This is a genomic window from Halolactibacillus miurensis (assembly GCF_900116255.1).
Classification (GTDB): domain Bacteria; phylum Bacillota; class Bacilli; order Bacillales; family Amphibacillaceae; genus Halolactibacillus; species Halolactibacillus miurensis.
This window is the reverse complement of sequence record NZ_FPAI01000027.1, coordinates 14,608-36,858: the sequence shown is the minus strand read 5'-3', so window position 1 is coordinate 36,858 and position 22,251 is coordinate 14,608. Positions and strand designations below refer to the sequence as shown.

Below are 22,251 nucleotides of genomic sequence, written 5' to 3'. Positions count from 1 at the left end.
GCCGATTGGCTCTCTCTCCGCCCTCGGTGGCTCTATTTCATGCATTCAGTGGCTCTAAACTCCGCTTAAGTGGCTCTTTTTGTCCGCAATATTCATAAGGAGTTTTTCCAGCTTAATAATGTTCGTTACCGTACAGGAAAACGTGCAAAAGCTCACTTTGATTTAGTGACGCTTATTTATAATGCATCAAAACTAGCAGCAGATCGTTTAGGCTCATTCCTAAAGCAATATCAAATAGCATAAAAAATTTTTAAGACAAATATTGAAATTCTGGTCGTGTTTGATTTTTTAAAAAGAGCAATTATGAAATTGATTCAATTAAGAGATTTTTCTTTTATTATCAAAAAAACGAATCTTAATATCTTAGGCAATCTTCTTAATCTTTTCAAGTCTGTTATAATGCGGTACAACCATTCTAGATGGTATTTAATCCATAATTGAGGAGCTCGCTTAACTTTTCCAGAAAGAACATCAAAACTTCCACCAACACCTATAAAAATCCCTTTTTTAAACAAGTGTAAATTTTTAGAAATCCAAAATTCTTGTTTTGGTGCTCCCAGGGCAACAAAAATAAAGTCTGGTTGTTTCTCATTGATTTCATTAATAAGTATTCTTTCTTCAGCTTCATTTAAATACCCATGTTGAAAACCTGAAATTATAATTCCAGGATATCTACTTTCAATATTTTTTATCAATGATTGATTTACTGCTTGATCCGCACCAAAAAAAAAGCATGACATTCTATTACTATTAGCCACTCTTAATAAATCTGTCATTAAATCAAATCCAGCTACTCGCTCTGACATTGGCTCTTTATTTAATTTAGCTGCCATAACAATACCAATGCCATCAGGTAAAATACAATCTGCTTGTTGAATAGTGTGTTTGTATTTAATATCATCATACGCTATCATTAAAATTTCTGGGTTTGCAGTTACAATGAAGTATTTCTCTTCTTCATTCGCTTTAAAAACAATCTCATTAACACACTCTTTTTTAGTAATATTATTGAATGGTACATCAAGTATTCGAATTATCTTATCATTCATTGACTTTCCTCATGATCTCATTTCGATACTCATTTTTTTGTTCTTGAGACATATTTTTATATTTATTAATGAATTGTTCATACTGAGGTATTATCTCTTCGACATCACCAAAAGCTCTTACAGTTCCGAATTCTAACCAGAGTATTTTCTCGCAGAATTCTTTCATTTGACCTAATGAATGACTAACAAATATCATTGTCTTACCTTTTTCTTTAAATTCACGCATTTTCCTTAAACTTTTTTCTGCGAAAGCTTTATCTCCAACAGATAAGGCTTCATCAATAATTAAAATATCCGGATCCACATTTACTGAAATTGAAAATCCTAACCTTGACTTCATCCCACTTGAATATGATTTTACAGGTTGATCAATGAATTTTTCAAGTTCAGAAAACTTTATAATATCAGGCTCTAACTCTTTAATTTCTTTTTTATTGAATCCTAACATTAATAACTTTAATTCAATATTGTCTCTACCAGTTAAATCATTATTTAAACCTGAAGCTACCGCAATTAAAGATGTATTACCTTTCACATTAACTTGACCAGACGACTCAGGAACTATACCCGCAATAATGTTCGATAGTGTGGATTTACCTGAACCATTTGTACCTATAAATCCTATAATATCACCCTTATAAGCTTCAAAATCGACATGCGACAATGCAAAAAAATCTTCTCCAAGTTTTTTTGGAATAATTAAATCTAATAATCTTTCTTTAGGATTCCTATATAAAATATACTTTTTACTAACGTTTTTTACTGAAATAACTTTTTCCAATTATATCACATACCTTTTTAAATTTAACATGTTATCTATTATTTAAACTTCATATTTGTATTAGAGAAAATCGATAAAGTGTCTTCTGAATTTCATGTGTAAACGGGAACCAATTAGAAATATTACTAATACTAAACCCCAAAAGAATAATGTATATTTCCATTCAGATATTATGCTCCATGTGTTTCCAAAAAATGATTGCCTATATCCATTTATTAAATAATAAACTGGATTAAGCTTCATTACTTTCATTAAAAATGGATAATCTGATAACAGCGTAATTGGCCACAAAACACCAGAAAGATATAAAAACATTTTTAAAGTTGAATTTAATAACATATGCACATCTCGAACTATCGTTGATAAGGTAGACATAACTAATGATATTGAAAACATTAAACAGAGTCCCGCAAACATATAATACGGAAGTTGAATAATATAGATATTTATTGATTGATTTATAATTATAAAGATTAAAAAAGTTACCAACATAGACATCAAGTGAATATAGAATTGAGAAAAAATCACATAACTAGGTATTATACTCATAGGAAAGCTCATTTTTGATAGCATTCTAAGTCTAGTGTATATAGATTTTGACCCTTGAATAACAGATTGATAAAATAAGGTCCACACAAAAAAACCAGCCATCAACCAATTTATAAAGGGCACTTCATTGCCTGAAATAATTATTGGTTCTCTTCTCATCAAAGTACCAAACACCAACCAATAGATTAATATTTGTATAGCTGGATTAATAAGTTCCCAAGCCATACCTAGATAGTTACTTTTATTATTACTCTTCAATTCATACAACGATAAACGCCTAATTAAATAAAAGTACTTCTTTTGTTCTTTTAAAATTTCCAGAGCTAACTTCATTTTTTTCTCTCCCACATTTCAATCATTCTTAAATAATTCAACAGAGTAAACTCTTTAGAAACATAACACATTTTATAAAAAAGATAAATGTTAGACTTTTTTTTGTTTGAAAACTTTCTCATAAACCCGCTTTGAGGACTCTCCATCTTCTAGAGAACAAAATTCATCAAAAAATAGCTGGTAATCCTTTTGACTACATTCAACTTTTAGTAATGCATCAAGTAAATCTTTATCATTTTGTACAATATCTCCGGGTAAATCCGCAAGATTTTTTATATAAAAACCTCTTAATATATTTTCATATTTCTCCAAATCGTACATATAGAAAATTATTGGTTTTTTTAGAATCGCAAAATCGAAAAATACCGATGAATAATCTGTAATTAATAAATCAGATATTAGATACAAGTCTCTGATATCTTCATACAACGAATAATCAAAGACGAAATTTTCATAGTAAGAAACATCTAATTCACTTGAAATGAGGTAATGCATTCTTAAAATTATAACATATTTATCTCCTAGTGCTTTTTTCATTTCTTCTAAATCTAATGATAACTCAAATCGGTAACTACCTTTTTTATAAAAGTCATCATCCCTCCATGTCGGAGCATAGAGAATTACCTTTTTATCTTTAGGAATTTTTAATTTTCTTTTTAATTCGTCAATATATTTCGAATTGTTATTATTTACGAGATGATCATTCCTTGGATAACCTACCTCGAGGATTTCTCCCTTAAATCCAAAAGCACTTCGGAAAATATTGGTTGAATAAGAATTTGGAGAAATCAAATAATCCCATTTAGAAGATGATTCCATAAAATTTTTTTTGTATTTATCAGTTGTCGTCCCAGGCATGTTTACTTTTTCAATATCTAAACCTAATTTCTTTAATGGCGTTCCATGCCAAGTTTGAAGATAAATATTTTCTTTTCTTTTGGGAATCCAAAGTGGTAGCCGTGCATTTATAACCCAATACTTTGATACTGACATATAATAGCACCACTTTGGAGTTAAACGCGTGACAGCTTTGATATTATTGTTGATTTCAAATTTATCTTTATACCTTCTATCAACTGACCAAATAACTATATAATCTTCCTGATAATTTTGTGTGATGAACTCAAATAACGCTCTTGGATTATCACTAAATTGTTTTCCATGAAAACTTTCAAAAATAATATAATTATTTTTGATTGGAATAAACGAAAATATTTTGAATAACACCCTAAATATTCTAATGATTAAACTGCTTTGATAAGACCTCAGTTTTTCCATATTTTCCTCCAATACGATATATTCAAAAGAGTAAATAACCCTTTTGAATATATAAATACTCTACTACATATTCTTAATCGCTTCGTAGTTTCTTTTACAATTATTTTGATCATTAAATTCAAAGAATTCATTAACTCTAGACAAATAAGGCTCCTCTAAAATAAAATCTTTTTGCATCATATTCACTAGATAATGAATTAACTCGTCATTATTTTTAATTACTGGCCCCAATCCCATCGTTTCATATTTAAAGTATCCTGCTGAAAAATGGTCTTTAAAAAATTCTGTTTGATCAAATTGGAAATAGCTTATAGACTTCCTTGTATATGCAAAGTCAAATGCAACTGAAGAATAATCTGTTATAAGATGCTTAGAACTATTAAATAGATCCGCATAACTTATGTCATCAGGATTTATTAGCTCTACACATTCATTATCATCAAAATCTCTAATTTGTTCTTTTAATGCGGGATGAATGACAAACTTAATTTTATATTTAAATTTTAGTAAGGATTGAATTAGCAACTGAGAATTCAATAAGCTATTATAATGTTTGAAATATTCACTCTGCTTGAAATTAGGGTTGTACTCTCTTATAAAATTATCGTTAAGTTGACTAGAGAGTTTCTTTCGCCAAGTTGGCATAACTAAAATAACCTTATCGGATTTTGTGTGCAAACGATCATGTCTTGGGAGCCCTAATAACTTAACTTCTTTATCACTATAACCATAATCTGATGCTAAAATAGACTCGTATTCTTTTCTTGAGGTCGTTGTAAATAATTTTATGTTTTTCTGATACTTATACAACCAGTCTGATAAATCATTTTGTATGACACCATGTTGAAGAAACACAAAATCATACGTAATCAAATCTTTATAGAACATCTTCATGGATCTGAATGGATTTAATAGTATTTCATCAGCATGAGAAGAAATAAATTTATCACTCAGCAATAAGTTTAGCTTATGTTTATATGATCCGAAAGGAATTACATCACCATGCTCTTTCATGCGCTCATAATCTTCACTTCTCTTATCGAGTATAAATTTGTGATTAACAGTTTTGTCATGTTTACTTGCATATTTGTATAATACTTCAGCATTATCATCTGCTTTATCTATACGATCCATATATAAATAAATAGGCTTTTTGTAAATGGTTTTCAACACAAAATAAAGTAAACGTACAAGTATAGCTTTTTTTGCTCCTTTTTTCTTCTTTCTAATCTTCAACATTCGTTTAATCATGCCTAATTCTTTACGTAATCTTTTCTTCAAATTACTTTGAATTATTACTAAATTGTATTTACCTGGATACACAATCCATCCATCTTCAGCATAATAACTAGGTACTCTTTTAGCAAAATGATTAGAGCTTGTTAAATAATAATTAAGTTGCACTTCAACATCGTCTTGTTTAATCCAAAATGTTATGGAAGATTTATTTTTAATTTGTTTTAACGGTATACTAACTTTAAAACCCCTATTTTTTTTAATAACCTCTCCCCAAACCTTTAAGTTACTTTTAGGTCTACTCACGTATTCTGACTCAAAAATTAATGAATTTAATTTAACTAGAATTTTAGCTTCTTTATCTTCAAATCCACCTAGAAACAATCCTTCAATATTTATTTTGTCATTCTCAAAATCAACAAAATTCAAATAGACCTTTTGGGACCGCATGTCCATATAAAGCTTGTCCTTATAAAACACCTTAATATTATCATTATAAACAAATTTATTAAATACTCCTTTACCACCTGCATACTTAAGGTAATGAGCAAATAATTTTAAATCATAATTAATGTACTTTGAGCTTTGAATAAACGAATCATCAATATAAGATAATATATTTTTAAATTTAGAAACGAACTCTATTCTTTCTTGCTCATTTAGTACTTCACTGGGAATCTCCTTAACTCGCAACTTCCATTGCAAATCGTACATTAATAACCTTTGAACATAAGGAATAACCTCTCCTTTAATTCTCAAAGATAAATCTACCAACTCTTTTGAAAAATAATCTAGACTCTCAGTATACCACGCTTTTGTGTTTTTACTGTTTTGAATGGCTGAAGTATCAGATTTTCTTATTCGATAATTATAATGCACATCGTTTAAAACTCCATATCTTTCTTTTTCAAGAATAATACTAGTAACATATTTAGCATCTTCTCCGTACTTTAATCTTTTATCAAATCTATATTTTAATGCCGTTTCTTTCTTTATAAAAGTACTACTTACATGCAACTGAATAAATTCGGGCGTTTGATTTACATCGATTACACCAGACTTTTCAAATTTATCATTCAACATATGCGGACCTTGTCTACCTTCAAAATAATGAATAGGTAAACACACTAAATCTACTTCTGAAGTGTATTTTGAAAAGAAGTCAGCTACTTTTTCTAATGTATCAATTTCGAGCATATCATCTGAATCCAGAAAATTAATAAACCTACCATTTGCTTTTTCCATACCAAAATTACGTGCGCTACTTACACCGCCATTTTCTTTTTTGAAATATTTAATATTATTTGGGAACTTACTAACATACTCCAGACAAATTCGTTCACTATCATCAGGACTTCCATCATTAACTAATATTAATTCAATATGCTTTTCAAAAACTAAACTTTGTTTAAGAACGGATTCTATTGTTTCTCTTAGATAATTTTCTACATTGTAAATTGGAATAACAATAGAAAACAATATCTCTTTCTTATTGTGTTCCTTATAAAAATAATCTTTCATATACTCAATTGCATTTGTGTTCAACATTATAATTCTCCTTTATTTAAACCATCATTCTTTTCAATTTATTTTTGAAGACTTTAATAACCTTAATTATTAAACTTTCAGTGATTCTATTTCTACTCTTTTTAGCAGCTACACACGCCTGATATACCCTCTCTGAAGAACATTGATCATTATACTTTATTAATTTATTAATCTTTCCACTGCTTTTCTTTGGCCAATCACCTTTCAAATAATGCTCTAATGCATAAATAAGTTCATCTAAATCCTTGACACACGCACCTGGTAAATCTTCAGGTATATTTAAATGCGAAGTGTGGTTGCCTACAAACCTCTCTATGTCAAACACATAAAAAATAACTGGTTTTCTTAAAAAACTGAAGTCAAATGCCACACTTGAGTAATCTGTAATCATTATTGAATGTGTTTTAATCAGTTTTTGAACACTTTCGTCTCCTTGAAATACCAAATTCACATATTCATTCGCAAAGTAATGAGTATATCTTCTGAAATTTGGATGTAAACTTAAAGTTATTTTCATGTTGTAACTCTTCATTAAAGCGTTTATTTTATCATTATTAATCAACGTGCTAAAACGAGTATAAAACTCAGAGTTAATAAATGCCTCCTCATTTAAAAGCCAATCTCTCCAAGTTGGCATTATTAAAAGGCCTTGTGTACATTCGATATTATTATTAAATAACTGATCTAATCGCGGCATTCCCGTGACTGATATCTGTTCTTTTCTATATTTCAAATCACGAATCATTATATTTTTCTCATAATCAGAATTCGCTGTAATGTGATCGACATGAAAACCATTGACAAAATTCCCGTAGTTTTTATACATATTCTTAACACCGAAAACCCCATGTGTAATGAATACTTTTATTCCTTTTACTCGTTTTTTGTACCTCTTAAGTTGCGTTGGATAAATATAATCTGGATGATGAGTAGTAATAATACGCCTAGCCACTATTGTGAATAATAAATGTTTCTTCGAATAGAAATTAAGAACATTCGACTTGTCAAGCAAATTCATTCTTTCTTTTGAACTCTTATCCACAACATAATATACTTTTTTTTCAGGATGTGCTCTTCTCATATAATTATAGAAATGCATACCGTTATCTTGAGCTTTGTAATCTAGTTCACCAACCAACCATATATTTTGAGGTTTAAATAAGAATCTTAATAACCATGAAAAAGCTAATAGCCAACGCATGTATTGAAACTCTCTTGTCTTCATGGCATTTACCTTAAATGATAAATTATTTTTTTTAAATGTAAAATAAGGACACACAGTTACTATATTATCATTTGACTTAAAGTGATGATCTCTTATAGTATGTCTGACCCAGAAAAACGGGTTACCTATTTTATATTTTTTTTGATTCTTAAGATCTAATAAAAAAATGTCAATTACTTGTTCTTGATTACACTTTGCATCACTAAACAAACTAATATTATCTAAATGACACTCGAAATAGCATTGACGTTTCCGAGTCATTTCGAGTGTACATGGAAATGTTTTTTCATCTAATGTTGTTCTGTTACGAACTAATAAATTAACTTCTTTATTCAGTAAATTAATGTTTAGTATTTTCCCTTTCAAAAAATATTTATTTTTTTTAAGTCTAGCACTTGTTAAAAGTACTTTCACTATATTTCCCATGACAATCCTTCTCCTTCTGAATAGTCGAATAAATAACGATTATTCCACTTCTAAACCTACATTATACCTTAATCACAATATTATTTAAACGAAACCACAAAAAAAGTGACTATGGATATACATTTCAATAATTAAGAATATTATATGAATCAAATTAATTAAATTAAATTGCTTGTAATTTTATATTAAAAGAGAGAAAATATGCATAGTGATTAAAAAAATATTTCAAGGAGTCTAATATGAAAAAAGTAATAACATATGGTACATTCGATCTTATTCATCAAGGGCACATCAATATTCTTAAACGCGCAAAAGAACTTGGTGACTACTTAGTAGTGGCTATTTCAACCGATGAATTTAATAAAATAAAAAATAAAAAAGCTTATCATTCATACGAAACTCGAAAATTCATTTTAGAAGCTATAAAATATGTTGATGAGGTAATACCAGAGAAAAATTGGGAACAAAAAGTTGTAGATATTAAAAATCATAAAATTGACCTATTTGTAATGGGTGACGATTGGTTAGGAAAATTTGATTTTCTAAAACCATATTGTGAGGTTATTTACTTACCTCGAACCGAAGGTATCTCTACTTCACAAATTAAACAAGAGTTGCAAGGGGCAAAGAATGATTAGAGAACTTTTTATCACTTTTTATTTGTTTATCTTTAAGTTTTTTTTCTTAATCTTTAAGCAAACTGAAATTCAAAGCAAGACGGTACTAATAGCGTCATTCGGAGATAACATCAATTATGTTAGAAAAGCTTGTTTAGATAAAACTGACGACTCGATCGTTGTCTTAACAACAAGTGCTGCTCGCTTGAAATTCACACCATCCGATCGCGAGACAGATCTAATGTTTGAATTATATCACCCTGTTCAATTTATCAAGTCAATTTATCATATCGCCACTGCTAAAACGATTTTTGTCGATAACTATTTTGGATTTCTTGCGGTAACAACCTTTAAGCCAGAAGTAAGAGTTATTCAATTGTGGCATGCGGCTGGCGCTATTAAACAATTCGGGTTATTGGACCCAACAATCCAGAAACGTTCCAAACGCGCTCACAATCGCTTTAAATCCGTATACAGACGTTTCACCGATGTTGTCGTCGGTTCAGAGAAAATGGTGAGAATTTTCAAATCTACCTTTGATCTATCTGAAAGACAGATTTTGAGAACAGGAATCCCACGTACAGATTTCTTTTTTGATGAAACAAAAAAGAAACTAGCAAAAAATAAAATTTATCAACTGTATCCCTCACTTAAAGAAAAGAAAGTGATTCTATACGCACCGACGTTTCGCGATCAAGAGATTGCTAACTTTAATCTCAAGTTAGATTTAGAGTTGTTACAAGCAGGTTTAGGTAAAGATTACATTGTCTTACTTAGACTTCACCCTGTTGTTAGATCAAAATCTAATCATGCTACTAATGATTTTGTTATTGATGTATCTGACTATCCAAACCTAAACGAATTGTTAATCGTGTCTGATTATCTCATATCTGACTATTCATCCATACCATTTGAGTACGCCTTATTAAATCGACCGATGATTTTCTTTAGTTATGACCTAGAGTGTTATACGAAAGAACGCGGCTTTTTTGAAGACTACCATGAACAGATGCCTGGTCCAGTCGTACAATCAACAGAAGAGATCGTTGATGTTATTAAATCTAATACATTTGATTTACAACGCATTAAAGTATTTTCTGACGTTTGGAACACTTTTTCTGATGGCCACTCAACAGATAAATTGATCAATAACGTCTACCACTCAAACCAAAGGTAAGTATAAATAGAAAATAAACAGCCGCTACACCAAGGAATACCATCCTATGGTCTAACGGCTGTTTGCTTTTTATTTCATTGTAATCATTTAAAAATTTTAGAATCACCAAACATCTTTTATTTACGATAATGTCTACTAATCGCATTTAATAAAGGACGATAATCATTCCCGATAAGTCCTGTAAGTTCAATCAATAACTCAACTAGTATTGTTACTAAGAAAAACAATAGTGTTGATCCCCACATAACAGACCGACTAAAAAGAATTGCCGCTATACTAAATAAACCACTCATCGCATAAATAAGAATAACCGTTTGACGATGACTAAAACCTAAGTTTAATAAACAATGGTGTAAATGCAATTTATCAGGAGCATACAATGGCTTTTTATAAGCCGCTCGTCTCACAATCGCAAAGAGGGTATCAATAATAGGTACACCTAATATCGCAATAGGGACAATTAAAGAAAAGAGCGTGGCATTTTTGAACCCTAAAACGGATAGAACCCCTATCATGTAGCCTAAGAATAAGGCCCCTGTATCACCCATAAATATTTTTGCTGGATAGAAATTAAAAACTAAGAAACCAAGTGTGCTACCTGCAAGCATAAAGGCAATAGTGGCCACAAAAGGGTCTCCCAGCATAATCGCTAAGCCCGCAATCGTAAGTAAGGCTATAGTTGATACGCCACCTGCTAACCCATCCAAGCCGTCAATAAGGTTAATTGCATTAGTGATCCCTACAATCCAAAGAACGGTAATTGGGATACTCAAATAACCAAACTCTAGCGTATAACCAAATGGTAAATTAATAAACGTCATTTCTACCCCATTAAAAACAACGATAAAAGCAGCTATAAATTGCACGATGAACTTATAACGTGCTGATAATGGATAAATATCATCCACTATACCAATAAGCATTATGAGCACAGCTCCAATAAGCAGTGGCCATTTAAAATGGCTGTGAGGCTGATAAATAATTATACCGAGGGTAAAGCTTCCTATAATAGCTAAGCCTCCGAGCCTTGGCATAATACCTGTGTGTATTTTTCGTTTATTAGGTTGATCAGTCGCACCAATCAAAAAGGCTAACTTTTTAACAAGAGGGGTTAAGATGAGTGCTACCAAAAAACATAACACAACAATGAAGAAATAGAACATATTCCCCTTCCTTTCAATAATGATTATCTTTTTTTCAAGATAATACATGCTATAATATCTCAATAAATTAGACGTATTTACTTTACTAAAGTTACAAACTCTTAATCATTTGTTCATATCATCAAATAACTATAACACAATTTGACATCTAATGCATTATTTTTGTTAGCGGAAGTAAAAAAGAACAACTATTCACCTAAATGAATGTTGTTCCCTGCGACCTATGACATACCTTTTTATATCTTAGAGAAATACTTATTGAATCGCAAACATAATCTCCGCTTCACAAGCAAGCTCTCCGTTTACAGTCGCCTTTGCTTTCCCCTTACCGATAGGGCCTTTAAGACGTGTAATTTCTACTTCTAACATAAGGGTATCCCCAGGCACGACTTGGCGTTTGAAACGACAAGAGTCAATCCCAGCTAAGAAGCCTATCTTTCCTTTGTTTTCTTCTTTTTTTAGCATCGCAACTGCCCCAGCTTGCGCAAGTGCCTCAACGATGAGAACGCCAGGCATGACTGGATAATCCGGAAAGTGTCCTTGGAAGAATGGTTCGTTTATTGTGACGTTTTTCTTTGCGACGACACGTTTTCCTTCTTCTATCTCAACCACTTGATCAATAAGTAAAAACGGATAACGATGAGGAATCACTTCTTTAATTTGATTAACATCTAACATTAGTACCAACTCCTAATTTAAATTTAAAAAGAAAAAGCAGTCACCTGCTTCTTTATTCAACACCTGTGATAATATCAATAATATGTTGCCAAAAATCAAAGGTCAACACTTCTAATGGCTCTTCTCCGCCACCTAACACCGTGTAACCGACTAATAGACCAATAATAAGTGCGATAAAAATCAATAAGAGAACAACGATAACTCTTAGCCAGATAGGAAACATACGATGTACCGCTCGTCGCTCTTTCCTTTCTAACTTTTGTTTTTTCCGCGCTTGTTTTCTCTCTTCACGCGTTTCTTTTTGATCATTTTCTTCTATCGTCTTTACTTCAGTTTTTTGAACCTGATCATGTGTTTGATTATCCATAATTAACTCCTTAGCGCATCTGATTAATTAATCCACGCATTTGATCATGCATTGAAATCGTACGGGCATTAAATTGATACGCCCGTTGTGTTTGGATTAATTCCGTCATTTGTGTTGATAACTCAACATTAGATCCTTCTAGGCTACCGACAGCCACATTAACATTGGCGACTTGACCAATAATCTCATTGGCTTCAAAGCCTGTTTCCGTTACATCAGGTAATCTAAACAGGTTTTGACCTGTCTGTTCTAAGAACTGTGGACGAATCGCTTCAACAACAGAAAGAGCTGCTTCAGCATTGGTAACGCCCCCGCGTTCAACAACCACTTGACCAGAGGCATCAAGAGCAACATCATCAAACCCTTCGGTAATGACAATCCCTTCACCGAATTGATCTAATACCGCATGACCATTACTGGTCACGAGTGCTGAGTCACCTGTTTCTGTTGGTTGTAAATAAAAAGAACCATCACGCGTGTAACGCGTCTCTGTTTCACCGTTTTCAGTCACAGCTACTTCAAAGAATTGTCTGTCTTCTGTCAGAGCTAAATCTAGCGGACGCTCTGTCGTTATTAATGCGCCTTGAGTGAAGTTATTATTCGTATGCCCGACTTTAGCGCCAGCACCTTGTCTAATACCAAGTGGGGTCACTCGTCCAACACTATTCGCCTCTTCATCACTAAAGTTATCAATATTTTGATAAAGGAGTGAACTAAAATTCGCCATTTGTGTTTTATAGCCCGTTGTGTTTGCATTTGCTACGTTATGACCGATAAGGTCGAGCTTTTGTTGCAACTCACGCATCGTTGTCGCGGCTTGGATACCCATTCGACTCATCTAATCCCCTCCTTTAGTTTAACCTACCGATTTGATTAACGGCTATTTCCATACTTTTATCATACGCTTTAACCACTTGTTGATTTGATTCAAATAATCGGTACGCTTGCATCATATCAACCATTGTTTGACTTGTATCCACATTGGATGATTCTAGGAATCCTTGACTAACAGAGAACGTCACGCCTAGAGCACCTCTCGCGTTTTCCATCGCACCAAGTACTTCACCGTCTTGGTCTGTGAGCGTAAAGAGATTCTCATCATCTTTAATTAAATCATAATGATTCGCTGTATAGTTTATTTGCAGAGAAATCTGTTCGGTATTTGTTGTTAGGACACCTTCCGGTGTCACGGTAAAGTTTTCTCCATTTGTGAATACTGGATTCCCAGCATCATCTAACACATAATACCCTTGGTTCGTTGTCAAGTAGCCTTCCCCATCAACCGTAAAATTACCGTTTCGCGTATAGCGCACATCACCTTCAGCATTTTGAACGGTAAAAAATAATGCGCCGTCTTGGTCAGGTATATTTCCGTTCACTAGAGCCATATCGGTTGTCATATTCGTTTCTTGTAATGTCCCTTGTGTTTGGTCAGCTAACGTCTCATGCACATACACGCCTGTTGTCAGTGGACCGACTTGATTCGATAAGCTTAAATGTTTATTCGTTTGGGTCTTTATCTCTTCGCCACCCATCCGTTTAACGAGTAACTCTGGAAACGAACGTGTCATGGCTTGGTCTTGTTTAAAACCTGGGGTTTGAGCATTGGCGATATTATTAGATAATGTGTCTTGACGGCGTTGTTGCGTTATCATACCACTTGCAGCTGTATAGTATCCTCTTAGCACGTCACAGTCATCCTCTCTTTACTTCGTCTTTATGAATGGCGAGCAATTTTATCGATATTTTCAAGCATAATGCCTGTCCCTTTAGCCACACAACTCATTGGTTCTTCCGCAAGGAAGACAGGGACTTTTAACTCTTCTGCGAGTAATTGATCCATACCGTGAAGCAGTGCTCCACCACCGGTTAAAATCACCCCGCGGTCAATAATATCTGCAGAAAGTTCTGGTGGCGTTTTTTCTAATACATTCTTAGCCGCTTGAACAATGACATAAACAGATTCACGTAACGCTTTTTCAATTTCATCTGATTTAATTGTAATCGTACGTGGCAGACCACTCATCATGTCACGTCCACGGATGTCAATCGATTCATCTCGGGCACCCGGGAATACGGTTGCGACTTGAATCTTAATATCTTCTGACGTACGTTCACCAATCAGTAATTTATATTCTTTTTTTACATAATTTAAGATTTCATTATCAAACTTATCACCAGCCATTTTAATCGACTGAGACGTCACGATGTCTCCCATCGATAAGACGGCGACATCCGTTGTTCCACCACCGATATCAACGACCATGTTACCGCTCGGCTGGAAGATATCCATGCCAGCACCTATCGCTGCCACTTTTGGTTCTTCTTCTAAGTAGACTTTCTTACCACCTGACTTTTCAGCCGCTTCCTTGATCGCCTTTTGTTCAACTTTTGTAATGTTCGTTGGGCAACAGATCAGCATACGTGGCTTTGAAAACATCCCTTTAACATTAATTTTATTAATAAAGTGCTTCAGCATCGCTTCTGTCACATCAAAGTCGGCAATAACGCCATCTTTTAGTGGACGAATCGCTTCTATATTGCCTGGTGTACGCCCGACCATCTTCCAAGCGGCCTCACCAACTTCTAATACTTTACCTGTATTACGGTCCATCGCCACAACCGATGGCTCATCTAACACAATCCCTTTTCCTTTGACGTGAATAAGTACATTTGCCGTTCCTAAGTCAATACCAATATCTCTTGAAAACATGTATGTGATCCTCCTATATTTTGATCATTCTATTTATGATAAAATCTCACGTTATTTCGAGTTGTCTCTAATAATATATAATATCATAAATAGATGGCGATACCTACCGGAATTTGATAATTATCGTATCGTTTTGATGTTTTTTTGTCCTTCTATCAAGACAACTTTCATTTACATGCTTGACAAGCATAGAACAGCCTTCTCACGGTTTGATGTGACAATTATTTTACACAGTAAAAAACCTTTATAAAGACCGCCTTAACTTAAGACGATCATTATAAAGGTTAGGTTACAACTTATCTTTCTTAATACCAGAAGGAAATAACCAGTTATTCTTTAACTGCGTAGCCATTCTTTCATTTATTCGTGAAATAGCCTAAATGTTTAGCTCACAGTTAAATCAACATTACTCAACAGTACTTGTGTCGCTTTCCTCTGTGTCAGGCAAATGTTCAAATGATTCATCCGCCGTCACTTGTAGGTCGCTAATGATTTTTACAATCGGTTGATCAAAATAAGTATTAGGATTAATCGCGACCTTATCTACTCTCAGTTCAAAATGGACGTGGTTACCTAGCATTTTCCTGAAATCACTCGTACCAGTCTTACCAAGGACATCTCCTTGAGTGACACTATCTGTTTCTTTAACACTAATAGCCGTTAAACCAGCGTAATAAGATTTAATATTATTGTCATGCGTTAGTTCAACAACTCCACCGAGTAATGGATCATCTTTAACAGACGAAACTTCACCACTTAAGACGCTCACGACAGGAATCGACGTCTCATTCGTCGCTACAAGATCAATACCAGTTGACTGATAATACTGATCGTTATATTCAATAAGCGCCGCAAGTTGATCTTCTTCACTTAACGTGTAGTCATAAAATTGCGTGACTTGTTCTACTTCAAAGGCATCGCTGACTGGAAACCGTAAGGTTTCCACTTGAATCATGTCATTCTTACCAACGCTGACCGTATCTTGTTCCTCGTCATCTCCTGATTGATCTCCTGATAAATAATCTTTACCCGTCTGCCCATCTAATGGATCCGTTAAAACATCTGTCACCTCCGGTAGTGCATCTTCTAAGCTGTTCATATTATATTGCCAAATCACCCCTGTTACTAATGTCATCATCACAAATACGTATAACGCAGGGTAAAAGCCTTTTTTCCGTGTCAGTTGTTTTAAATAATCACGGAACGATTGTTTTTCTTTCATGTTCATCACCTCAACAACTAGTGTGAACAGGATAGATTAATTTTATACCTTATGTTAGACGTATTAAAAAAGATTTTTAAATATATTGACGCTTAGTTAGTATGTTTTAAATCAGTCAATGTGGATAAGTTGACACCTTGATAATAATGTTTCAAGATATCCACATGTGTATAACCAGACTTGGCCATACCGTCTGCTCCGTATTGACTCATGCCGACACCGTGCCCATAGCCCTCTGTTTTAAAGACTACCTGGTCTTCTTTCACTTCTACAGTAATATCACTCGAAGGAAGATTCAATGCCTCCCTTAATTCACGACCCGTAAAGATGGACTGGCCAAAGGCAATCCATTTTAATCTGCCACTATCATTGTAGACAGGCTTAATCATCAATAAACTATCATCGGTTAACTTTAACTTTTCTAGTACCTCTTGTTTATTTAACGCTATATCTTCAGCGAATTTAGGCGAAGACTTATCCCATGGACTTTCAACGCTAATGAGGTAAGGTAGCGAATTACTCCAATAGTCTTCAGCATTTTCGGTGTAGCCATTACTCGTCGAGAAGAAGGCAGGAAAGATGGGCTCTTCATCAAATACGAGAATTTGATCAGCGGTTGCGGATACCGCTTCCTTAATCTTCGCTTTATATGTCTCATAGTTATCTTCCCATAACTGTTTTAATTCTTCATCAGATTTATAGACTTGATCAAAGACGGTATCTGTCACATAACCTGTCGTTAGACTTGGATCCTCTTTAATTGAATGGTGAATAATATAGGTCCGGGCCGCAATAGCTTGGGCCTTTAATGCTTCTAGATGAAAACTTGCGGGCATTTCACCTGCGACTACACCAAAGACATAAGATTCTAAATCCAGTTGATGTTCGGTATCCTCTCTCACAACCGTTACTGAGTAATCTGTTTGTTCTTCCATCGTTTGACTGACACTAGCAGCTTCTGGTGTCGTGATAAACAATAGTAACAAGGCCGGAATCAAATAAATCGGTAGATACAATAACAGGATTGAGATGACTTTTGTGAGTGTGTTTGTTTGCCGCATCTTTGTGTAGGACATGGATTAATAGACTCCTTTTATCGAGATATTTTCTCTAGTCTATGCCATTACCTCCTCTGATATAACAAAGAAGAACAACTTAAAGAAACCGGCACATAAGATACAAATATCCCATGTGTCGGTTTTTCGGTTAAATACTATGAGCTTATTGGGTACGGATAAACATTGTTTAAAGAAAGATCAGAACCGCAAGGCTTGCTAAACAAGTTAGTACCAACAACACATCAAACCAGCGTGACGAGTTGTAGCGTTTTATTGGTATTAAGTCTATTGATGGCTTGATTTGACTAGAAAGCATCACAATTAAGAAGAACCAGACAAAACCGAATGACAGATTAAAGTCCATCACACTATGAGACATGATTACCACAATCGGAATGAAGGTTAGATTGGTCTCTTCACCTTTATATACTTGTCTCATGACTAGACCCACTAACAACATCATCACACTAAAGCCAATGACGCCTGTTTCTAGTAAAATATCTAAGTAGCCATTATGTACTTCTAGTGATTGATAGTCATAACTTCTTACTGTTTGATAGGTTAATGCCCAGGTGCGTGCGCCTTGCCCGATCAATGGTGCGTCCTTAAAAATCTTCAAACCATCAAATAAAAAGGCGAGCCGTTCTGTGAAAGTGCTTGTTTGCGTTAACTGACTCATGTCAAGTTCAAACCATTGAAGAAGGACACGATAAAGAATGCCTTTCTTTAGAATATTGATCACGCTCACACTAATCAAGAGAACCATACCGAAAGGTATGACCCAGCGATTGAGCGGTATATCTTTAGGTAATTTCTCTAGCCACAAGTAACTGAGCCAGCTATATAATGCACTGAAAGAAAGGAAGAGAACCATCATCATAACGACATTAATCTCTTCTATCGCCACGTACAGTATTAAAGCCAAAGCAAGAGCTAGACTACTGACAAGTAAAAGCTTCAGTTGTTGTTTTGTTTTGGATAGACTCATCATAATGATAAAGACGACACTTGAGAATAATAGTACACCACGTGACTGTGATTTTAACACCATAAATAGATACATCGGTAGCACTGATAGATGAAGGTACGTTAACCATTTATTTTGTGTTTGTTCTGACTGAATGAGACCATAAAAGAACAATGCAGCCAAAAGCACACCAAAGGTATTCGCATATTCAACTAAACCGGCATAGCGCCCCATCATGATGTAATGACCTTCGGTTAGTATCCCAAGGTCAAACAACAACATATGTAGACTTAATATAAGACCGATACCATGCACGATAAACGGCACAAAACGATGGTAAGGTGAGTCTTTATGAAAGACATAGATCGCCATGATGAAGAAAGCGACCGTCGTACTTGCACGCAATACCCCTTGGATTGTTAAGTAAACAGATGCTGGACCAAAGAGAAGTGGCAGCGCGTAAACAATCGGTATCAGCATAAAGATGAGATAAGGCTTGAAGACATTTTCTTTATACAACCAGATCCGAACCAACAAAATGATAAATAATAAATGCATGATGATATGATACGGATAAAAAGCTTCATCAAAATATAAGCCTTGATGAACTAATCCACCAAATAACACAGCGGTTAACAGGACAAAATAAATCCCTCGCATGAACTCACTCCCTTTAAACCTCTAACAATTGTCTATGTAGCTATAACGCGTCAATGACTGATCATTACCGCTCTATTATCTATCATTTACTATACCGAATTTTCCTTAGCTTTTAAATAGGTGGGCGGTTATTCAGTCTATTATTAATTATCCACACAAAAGAAGACGTTGCTGATGCAGTTATAACACCTACATAAACAACGTCTTTTAACATGACTTATTTTATATAATCATACCTTTGATTAAAGACTCACTTCAACAGCTTGTACTTTTTCTTCTTTCACACGTTCAATATTGGCACCAAGTGCTTGAAGTTTACCAACGAAGTCAACATAACCCCGATCAATATGATACAAGTTCGTCACGGTTGTCTGTCCTTCAGCGATAAGTCCAGCTAATACAAGTGCCGCACCTGCGCGTAAATCAGTCGCTTTTACTTCCGCCCCTTGCATATTTGTCTCGCCATCAATTACGACACTTCTACCTTCAATTTTCATCTTCGCATTCATCCGGCGGAATTCATCGATGTGCATAAAGCGATTCTCAAAGACTGTTTCAGTTACCATACTAGTGCCTTTTGCTTTCAACATCAAAGCCATCATTTGTGACTGCATATCCGTTGGGAAGCCTGGGTGTGGTAATGTCTTAATATCGACTGCCACCAGTTCATCCGTCGGATGAACCTTCAATCCGCCTTCCACTTCTTCAACGACAACACCCATATCAGCTAATTTCAAAATAACCGCACGTAAATCTCGTGAACGTGCACCGAGTACCGTCACTTCTCCACCGGTTAAAGCGCCTGCCACCATAAAGGTCCCTGCTTCAATTCGGTCTGGGATAATCGTGTGATCCGTTCCTGTCAGTTCTTCCACACCTTCAATCGTAATCGTAGAAGTACCTGCACCAAAGACACGTCCACCCATGCCATTAATAAAGTCAGCTAAGTCGACAATTTCAGGCTCTTTAGCCGCATTTTCAATGATGGTGGTTCCGTCTGCGAGACTCGCCGCCATCATAATATTTTCCGTTGCGCCAACACTAGCCATATCGAGATAAATATTCGCACCCTTCAAGCGTCCCGCACTTTGGACTTCCACAAAGCCATGACCGACTTCAACTGTCGCACCCATCGCTTCAAAACCTTTTAAATGTAAATCAATCGGACGCGAACCAATCGCACAGCCACCCGGCATCGCCACATACGCATGGCCATAACGCGCAAGTAACGGACCTAACACTAAGACAGAGGCACGCATCTTAGTGACAAATTCAAACGGCGCTTCCGTTGTTAAATCACCTGAGGCATCAATGACTAGCTCGTCATGTGTCATTTCCACTTCGGCACCGATGTTCGTTAGTACCTCATTCATTGTATATACATCAGCTAAAGCAGGTACATTCGTTAAAACAGAAGCCTTTGTTTGACCTAAAATCGTTGCGGCAATAATCGGTAACACCGCATTTTTAGCTCCTTCTACACGTACCGTCCCCGATAGTGTTTCACCACCGTTAATCATTATTTTTTCCATAGTTATTCGCTCCATTCTATAGAAAACACTATATACTATTAGTATTCAATCGTTAGGATAGGTGTGCCAATTGAAACGTAGACAGACCCGTCACTCCTTACCCGACTGGCTAATTGAAGGTTTTTCTTCTTTGTGTTCTCTAGATAATATTGTGTCAGTTGTTTTGTATATCCGGTCATCATATGTAAATCTTGATCTGTTTGTTGATCCATTGTTTTTACATCTAATGTTTTAATAATCTTCGTTAAAAACTCATTGCTCTCTATCATATCATGAAAAATGACACTACCACAACTATAAATGTTTCTATCATCTGTGTAAATAGTCGCAATGAACGAATTGAGTCGTTTGTAATAGCTTACAATCTCTTTTTTCTCTAGGTCTTTTAGCGTGACGTGATATTGTAGCTTCAAACGAGTAGACTTATCTGTTCGTTTATTATTCAAATACAGTCGAAATGATTCCTCTCCAAGGTCACTTACTCTCGTTAACTCTTTTATTGATTGATGACTTTTAGAGTCGCTTGTTTCAGTAAATCCTAAGTTGATGAGTTGTTGATGCAGCACTGTATATTTTTTATTTACTGACTCCACGACGATGGTTTCTACGTATTCTATCTGACTATTTTCGTCTAAATCACCAGATATGATTTCCAACGGATAATAATCACTTCCCACCACATCAACTTTTAAAACCAAAACATATAAGAAACACGTCAAAAGACATACGAATCGCACAAAAAACCACCGCCCTTTCTAGTTATTAGAGAGTATAACTAAAAGGCGATGGTTTTAATCATTTGTTAGAATAAATAAAGTAGTTGTTGCGACCAATTGAGTAGGTCTAAAAAGAAATGACTGAGCACACTCGCAATCACAATCGTTAAGATCACCATAAATAATCGCGCTTCAAACACTTTATGCTTTTTAAACAGCACATCGAATCGAATCGATTGCAGGGCACGCCACGTAATAATAATAAAGACACTGTGCGAGATAATGCTGATGGCCGCTTGTACACCTAAATCTACGAACATTCTTTCACCTTCTTTCGACAATTTCCCGGGAAATAGCTGATGTATTTCAATTGATTTTAATCTGCCTGTTGGACTTTTAATGAAACACTATACGTAAAAAGACTTTAACACAAGTCGGTGCTTGAGTTAAAGTCTTTTCATTGTTTGTTTACTTAACAAACTGATATAATAACTATTTTCTTATTACCTCTACTTTTTTGCTTATCACTCATCACGTTACTTTTGGTCTTCACCGACTAACTCTAACCGGTTAATCGCCCGCTTAAGCGCCAGTTCCGCGCGTCTAAAGTCGACGTCATCGCGGCGTTGTTTAATCCGGCGTAATGCACGTTCTTTCGCTTTACGTGCACGTTCGACATCGATCTTCTTCGGTGTTTCGGCAGACTGGACGAGAATGGTGACATGATTATCATCGACTTCAATAAATCCACCACCGATTGCCACTTTCATCGATTCCCCGTCTTTCTTTAATCGGGCTGTGCTAATAACCACTGGGGAGATCATCGCTGTGTGATTCGGCAATATCCCAATCTCTCCTTGTTCTGCTTGGACGACGACCATATCAAATACATCATTGACGATTTGACCATCTGGTGTGACGACTTCTACTGTCAACTGTTTGTCCATAATAACGGC

Annotated in this window: 21 protein-coding genes and 1 pseudogene; 3 read left to right on the top strand and 19 right to left on the bottom strand. The window is 34.8% G+C overall.

Going from position 1 to position 22,251, the window contains the following annotated elements:
- Positions 1-96: 96 nt before the first annotated feature.
- Positions 97-243 (top strand): annotated as a pseudogene (locus BM390_RS15320) (IS5/IS1182 family transposase); the annotation flags it as partial.
- Between the two features lie 71 nt (positions 244-314).
- Here BM390_RS15320 and BM390_RS12970 read toward each other — a convergent pair.
- From BM390_RS12970 to BM390_RS12945, 6 genes are all read right to left on the bottom strand, one after another.
- Positions 315-1,049 carry a WecB/TagA/CpsF family glycosyltransferase gene (locus BM390_RS12970; RefSeq protein WP_089855337.1) on the bottom strand — a complete coding sequence of 245 codons (735 nt, stop codon included), beginning with the start codon at positions 1,047-1,049 and terminating at the stop codon, positions 315-317.
- The gene (gene tagH, locus BM390_RS12965) at positions 1,042-1,830 is read right to left on the bottom strand and encodes a teichoic acids export ABC transporter ATP-binding subunit TagH (protein ID WP_089855335.1); all 789 of its coding nucleotides are present in this window, start codon (positions 1,828-1,830) and stop codon (positions 1,042-1,044) included. Before tagH ends, BM390_RS12970 begins: the two co-directional genes overlap by 8 nt.
- Before the next feature lie 60 nt (positions 1,831-1,890).
- The gene (locus BM390_RS12960; protein ID WP_089855332.1) at positions 1,891-2,712 is read right to left on the bottom strand and encodes an ABC transporter permease; all 822 of its coding nucleotides are present in this window, start codon (positions 2,710-2,712) and stop codon (positions 1,891-1,893) included.
- 90 nt (positions 2,713-2,802) lie between these two features.
- A complete protein-coding gene (locus tag BM390_RS12955) occupies positions 2,803-3,990 on the bottom strand; it encodes a CDP-glycerol glycerophosphotransferase family protein (protein WP_089855328.1) in 1,188 nt (395 codons plus the stop codon).
- Positions 3,991-4,053: 63 nt separating this feature from the next.
- Complete coding sequence (locus BM390_RS12950) at positions 4,054-6,774, bottom strand: bifunctional glycosyltransferase/CDP-glycerol:glycerophosphate glycerophosphotransferase (RefSeq protein ID WP_089855325.1); 2,721 nt, start codon at positions 6,772-6,774, stop codon at positions 4,054-4,056.
- Positions 6,775-6,790: 16 nt separating this feature from the next.
- Positions 6,791-8,425, bottom strand: a complete 1,635-nt coding sequence (locus BM390_RS12945; protein WP_089855322.1) for a CDP-glycerol glycerophosphotransferase family protein — start codon at positions 8,423-8,425, stop codon at positions 6,791-6,793.
- Positions 8,426-8,664: 239 nt separating this feature from the next.
- Between BM390_RS12945 and tagD the strand changes: the two genes are divergently transcribed.
- Both tagD and BM390_RS12935 read left to right on the top strand, forming a co-directional pair.
- On the top strand, positions 8,665-9,063 hold the full coding sequence (tagD, locus tag BM390_RS12940) for a glycerol-3-phosphate cytidylyltransferase (RefSeq protein WP_089855319.1): 399 nt from the start codon (positions 8,665-8,667) through the stop codon (positions 9,061-9,063).
- Complete coding sequence (locus tag BM390_RS12935; protein WP_089855316.1) at positions 9,056-10,219, top strand: CDP-glycerol glycerophosphotransferase family protein; 1,164 nt, start codon at positions 9,056-9,058, stop codon at positions 10,217-10,219. The genes tagD and BM390_RS12935 overlap by 8 nt, the downstream gene beginning before the upstream one ends.
- 116 nt (positions 10,220-10,335) lie before the next feature.
- Here the strand turns inward: BM390_RS12935 and BM390_RS12930 are convergent, their stop codons facing one another.
- The 13 genes from BM390_RS12930 to BM390_RS12870 form a co-directional block, all read right to left on the bottom strand.
- Positions 10,336-11,382, bottom strand: a complete 1,047-nt coding sequence (locus BM390_RS12930) for a glycosyltransferase family 4 protein (protein WP_089855314.1) — start codon at positions 11,380-11,382, stop codon at positions 10,336-10,338.
- A 255-nt stretch (positions 11,383-11,637) separates the two neighbouring features.
- Positions 11,638-12,060 carry a 3-hydroxyacyl-ACP dehydratase FabZ gene (gene fabZ, locus BM390_RS12925; protein ID WP_089855311.1) on the bottom strand — a complete coding sequence of 141 codons (423 nt, stop codon included), beginning with the start codon at positions 12,058-12,060 and terminating at the stop codon, positions 11,638-11,640.
- A gap of 52 nt (positions 12,061-12,112) precedes the next feature.
- On the bottom strand, positions 12,113-12,427 hold the full coding sequence (locus tag BM390_RS12920) for a DNA-directed RNA polymerase subunit beta (protein ID WP_089855308.1): 315 nt from the start codon (positions 12,425-12,427) through the stop codon (positions 12,113-12,115).
- A gap of 10 nt (positions 12,428-12,437) precedes the next feature.
- The gene (locus tag BM390_RS12915) at positions 12,438-13,265 is read right to left on the bottom strand and encodes a flagellar hook-basal body protein (RefSeq protein WP_089855305.1); all 828 of its coding nucleotides are present in this window, start codon (positions 13,263-13,265) and stop codon (positions 12,438-12,440) included.
- A 13-nt stretch (positions 13,266-13,278) separates the two neighbouring features.
- Complete coding sequence (locus tag BM390_RS12910) at positions 13,279-14,115, bottom strand: flagellar hook-basal body protein (protein WP_089855302.1); 837 nt, start codon at positions 14,113-14,115, stop codon at positions 13,279-13,281.
- Between the two features lie 29 nt (positions 14,116-14,144).
- Positions 14,145-15,140 (bottom strand): rod shape-determining protein, encoded by a 996-nt coding sequence (locus BM390_RS12905; protein WP_089855299.1) that lies wholly within the window; start codon positions 15,138-15,140, stop codon positions 14,145-14,147.
- A gap of 406 nt (positions 15,141-15,546) precedes the next feature.
- Complete coding sequence (locus BM390_RS12900; RefSeq protein ID WP_177220728.1) at positions 15,547-16,362, bottom strand: M23 family metallopeptidase; 816 nt, start codon at positions 16,360-16,362, stop codon at positions 15,547-15,549.
- Between the two features lie 92 nt (positions 16,363-16,454).
- Positions 16,455-17,438, bottom strand: a complete 984-nt coding sequence (spoIID, locus tag BM390_RS12895; protein ID WP_089855292.1) for a stage II sporulation protein D — start codon at positions 17,436-17,438, stop codon at positions 16,455-16,457.
- Between the two features lie 169 nt (positions 17,439-17,607).
- A complete protein-coding gene (locus BM390_RS12890; RefSeq protein ID WP_089855289.1) occupies positions 17,608-19,047 on the bottom strand; it encodes an O-antigen ligase family protein in 1,440 nt (479 codons plus the stop codon).
- Between the two features lie 242 nt (positions 19,048-19,289).
- A complete protein-coding gene (gene murA / locus BM390_RS12885; protein ID WP_089855286.1) occupies positions 19,290-20,579 on the bottom strand; it encodes a UDP-N-acetylglucosamine 1-carboxyvinyltransferase in 1,290 nt (429 codons plus the stop codon).
- A gap of 38 nt (positions 20,580-20,617) precedes the next feature.
- Positions 20,618-21,256, bottom strand: coding sequence for a YwmB family TATA-box binding protein (locus BM390_RS12880; RefSeq protein WP_177220727.1), 639 nt, complete (start codon positions 21,254-21,256; stop codon positions 20,618-20,620).
- A gap of 125 nt (positions 21,257-21,381) precedes the next feature.
- Positions 21,382-21,615 (bottom strand): DUF1146 family protein, encoded by a 234-nt coding sequence (locus tag BM390_RS12875; RefSeq protein WP_089855281.1) that lies wholly within the window; start codon positions 21,613-21,615, stop codon positions 21,382-21,384.
- 216 nt (positions 21,616-21,831) lie between these two features.
- The gene (locus BM390_RS12870) at positions 21,832-22,242 is read right to left on the bottom strand and encodes a F0F1 ATP synthase subunit epsilon (protein ID WP_062320378.1); all 411 of its coding nucleotides are present in this window, start codon (positions 22,240-22,242) and stop codon (positions 21,832-21,834) included.
- Between the last annotated feature and the right edge of the window lie 9 nt (positions 22,243-22,251).

What these genes read in the sequence shown, in the direction of transcription:
- BM390_RS12970 (WP_089855337.1), bottom strand. Translation starts at nt 1,049, where the DNA reads ATGAATGATAAGATAATTCGAATACTTGATGTACCATTCAATAATATT.
- BM390_RS12960 (WP_089855332.1), bottom strand. Translation starts at nt 2,712, where the DNA reads ATGAAGTTAGCTCTGGAAATTTTAAAAGAACAAAAGAAGTACTTTTAT.
- BM390_RS12955 (WP_089855328.1), bottom strand. Translation starts at nt 3,990, where the DNA reads ATGGAAAAACTGAGGTCTTATCAAAGCAGTTTAATCATTAGAATATTT.
- BM390_RS12950 (WP_089855325.1), bottom strand. Translation starts at nt 6,774, where the DNA reads ATGTTGAACACAAATGCAATTGAGTATATGAAAGATTATTTTTATAAG.
- BM390_RS12945 (WP_089855322.1), bottom strand. Translation starts at nt 8,425, where the DNA reads ATGGGAAATATAGTGAAAGTACTTTTAACAAGTGCTAGACTTAAAAAA.
- tagD (WP_089855319.1), top strand. Translation starts at nt 8,665, where the DNA reads ATGAAAAAAGTAATAACATATGGTACATTCGATCTTATTCATCAAGGG.
- BM390_RS12935 (WP_089855316.1), top strand. Translation starts at nt 9,056, where the DNA reads ATGATTAGAGAACTTTTTATCACTTTTTATTTGTTTATCTTTAAGTTT.
- BM390_RS12930 (WP_089855314.1), bottom strand. Translation starts at nt 11,382, where the DNA reads ATGTTCTATTTCTTCATTGTTGTGTTATGTTTTTTGGTAGCACTCATC.
- fabZ (WP_089855311.1), bottom strand. Translation starts at nt 12,060, where the DNA reads ATGTTAGATGTTAATCAAATTAAAGAAGTGATTCCTCATCGTTATCCG.
- BM390_RS12920 (WP_089855308.1), bottom strand. Translation starts at nt 12,427, where the DNA reads ATGGATAATCAAACACATGATCAGGTTCAAAAAACTGAAGTAAAGACG.
- BM390_RS12915 (WP_089855305.1), bottom strand. Translation starts at nt 13,265, where the DNA reads ATGAGTCGAATGGGTATCCAAGCCGCGACAACGATGCGTGAGTTGCAA.
- BM390_RS12905 (WP_089855299.1), bottom strand. Translation starts at nt 15,140, where the DNA reads ATGTTTTCAAGAGATATTGGTATTGACTTAGGAACGGCAAATGTACTT.
- BM390_RS12900 (WP_177220728.1), bottom strand. Translation starts at nt 16,362, where the DNA reads ATGAAAGAAAAACAATCGTTCCGTGATTATTTAAAACAACTGACACGG.
- spoIID (WP_089855292.1), bottom strand. Translation starts at nt 17,438, where the DNA reads ATGTCCTACACAAAGATGCGGCAAACAAACACACTCACAAAAGTCATC.
- BM390_RS12890 (WP_089855289.1), bottom strand. Translation starts at nt 19,047, where the DNA reads ATGCGAGGGATTTATTTTGTCCTGTTAACCGCTGTGTTATTTGGTGGA.
- murA (WP_089855286.1), bottom strand. Translation starts at nt 20,579, where the DNA reads ATGGAAAAAATAATGATTAACGGTGGTGAAACACTATCGGGGACGGTA.
- BM390_RS12875 (WP_089855281.1), bottom strand. Translation starts at nt 21,615, where the DNA reads ATGTTCGTAGATTTAGGTGTACAAGCGGCCATCAGCATTATCTCGCAC.
- BM390_RS12870 (WP_062320378.1), bottom strand. Translation starts at nt 22,242, where the DNA reads ATGGACAAACAGTTGACAGTAGAAGTCGTCACACCAGATGGTCAAATC.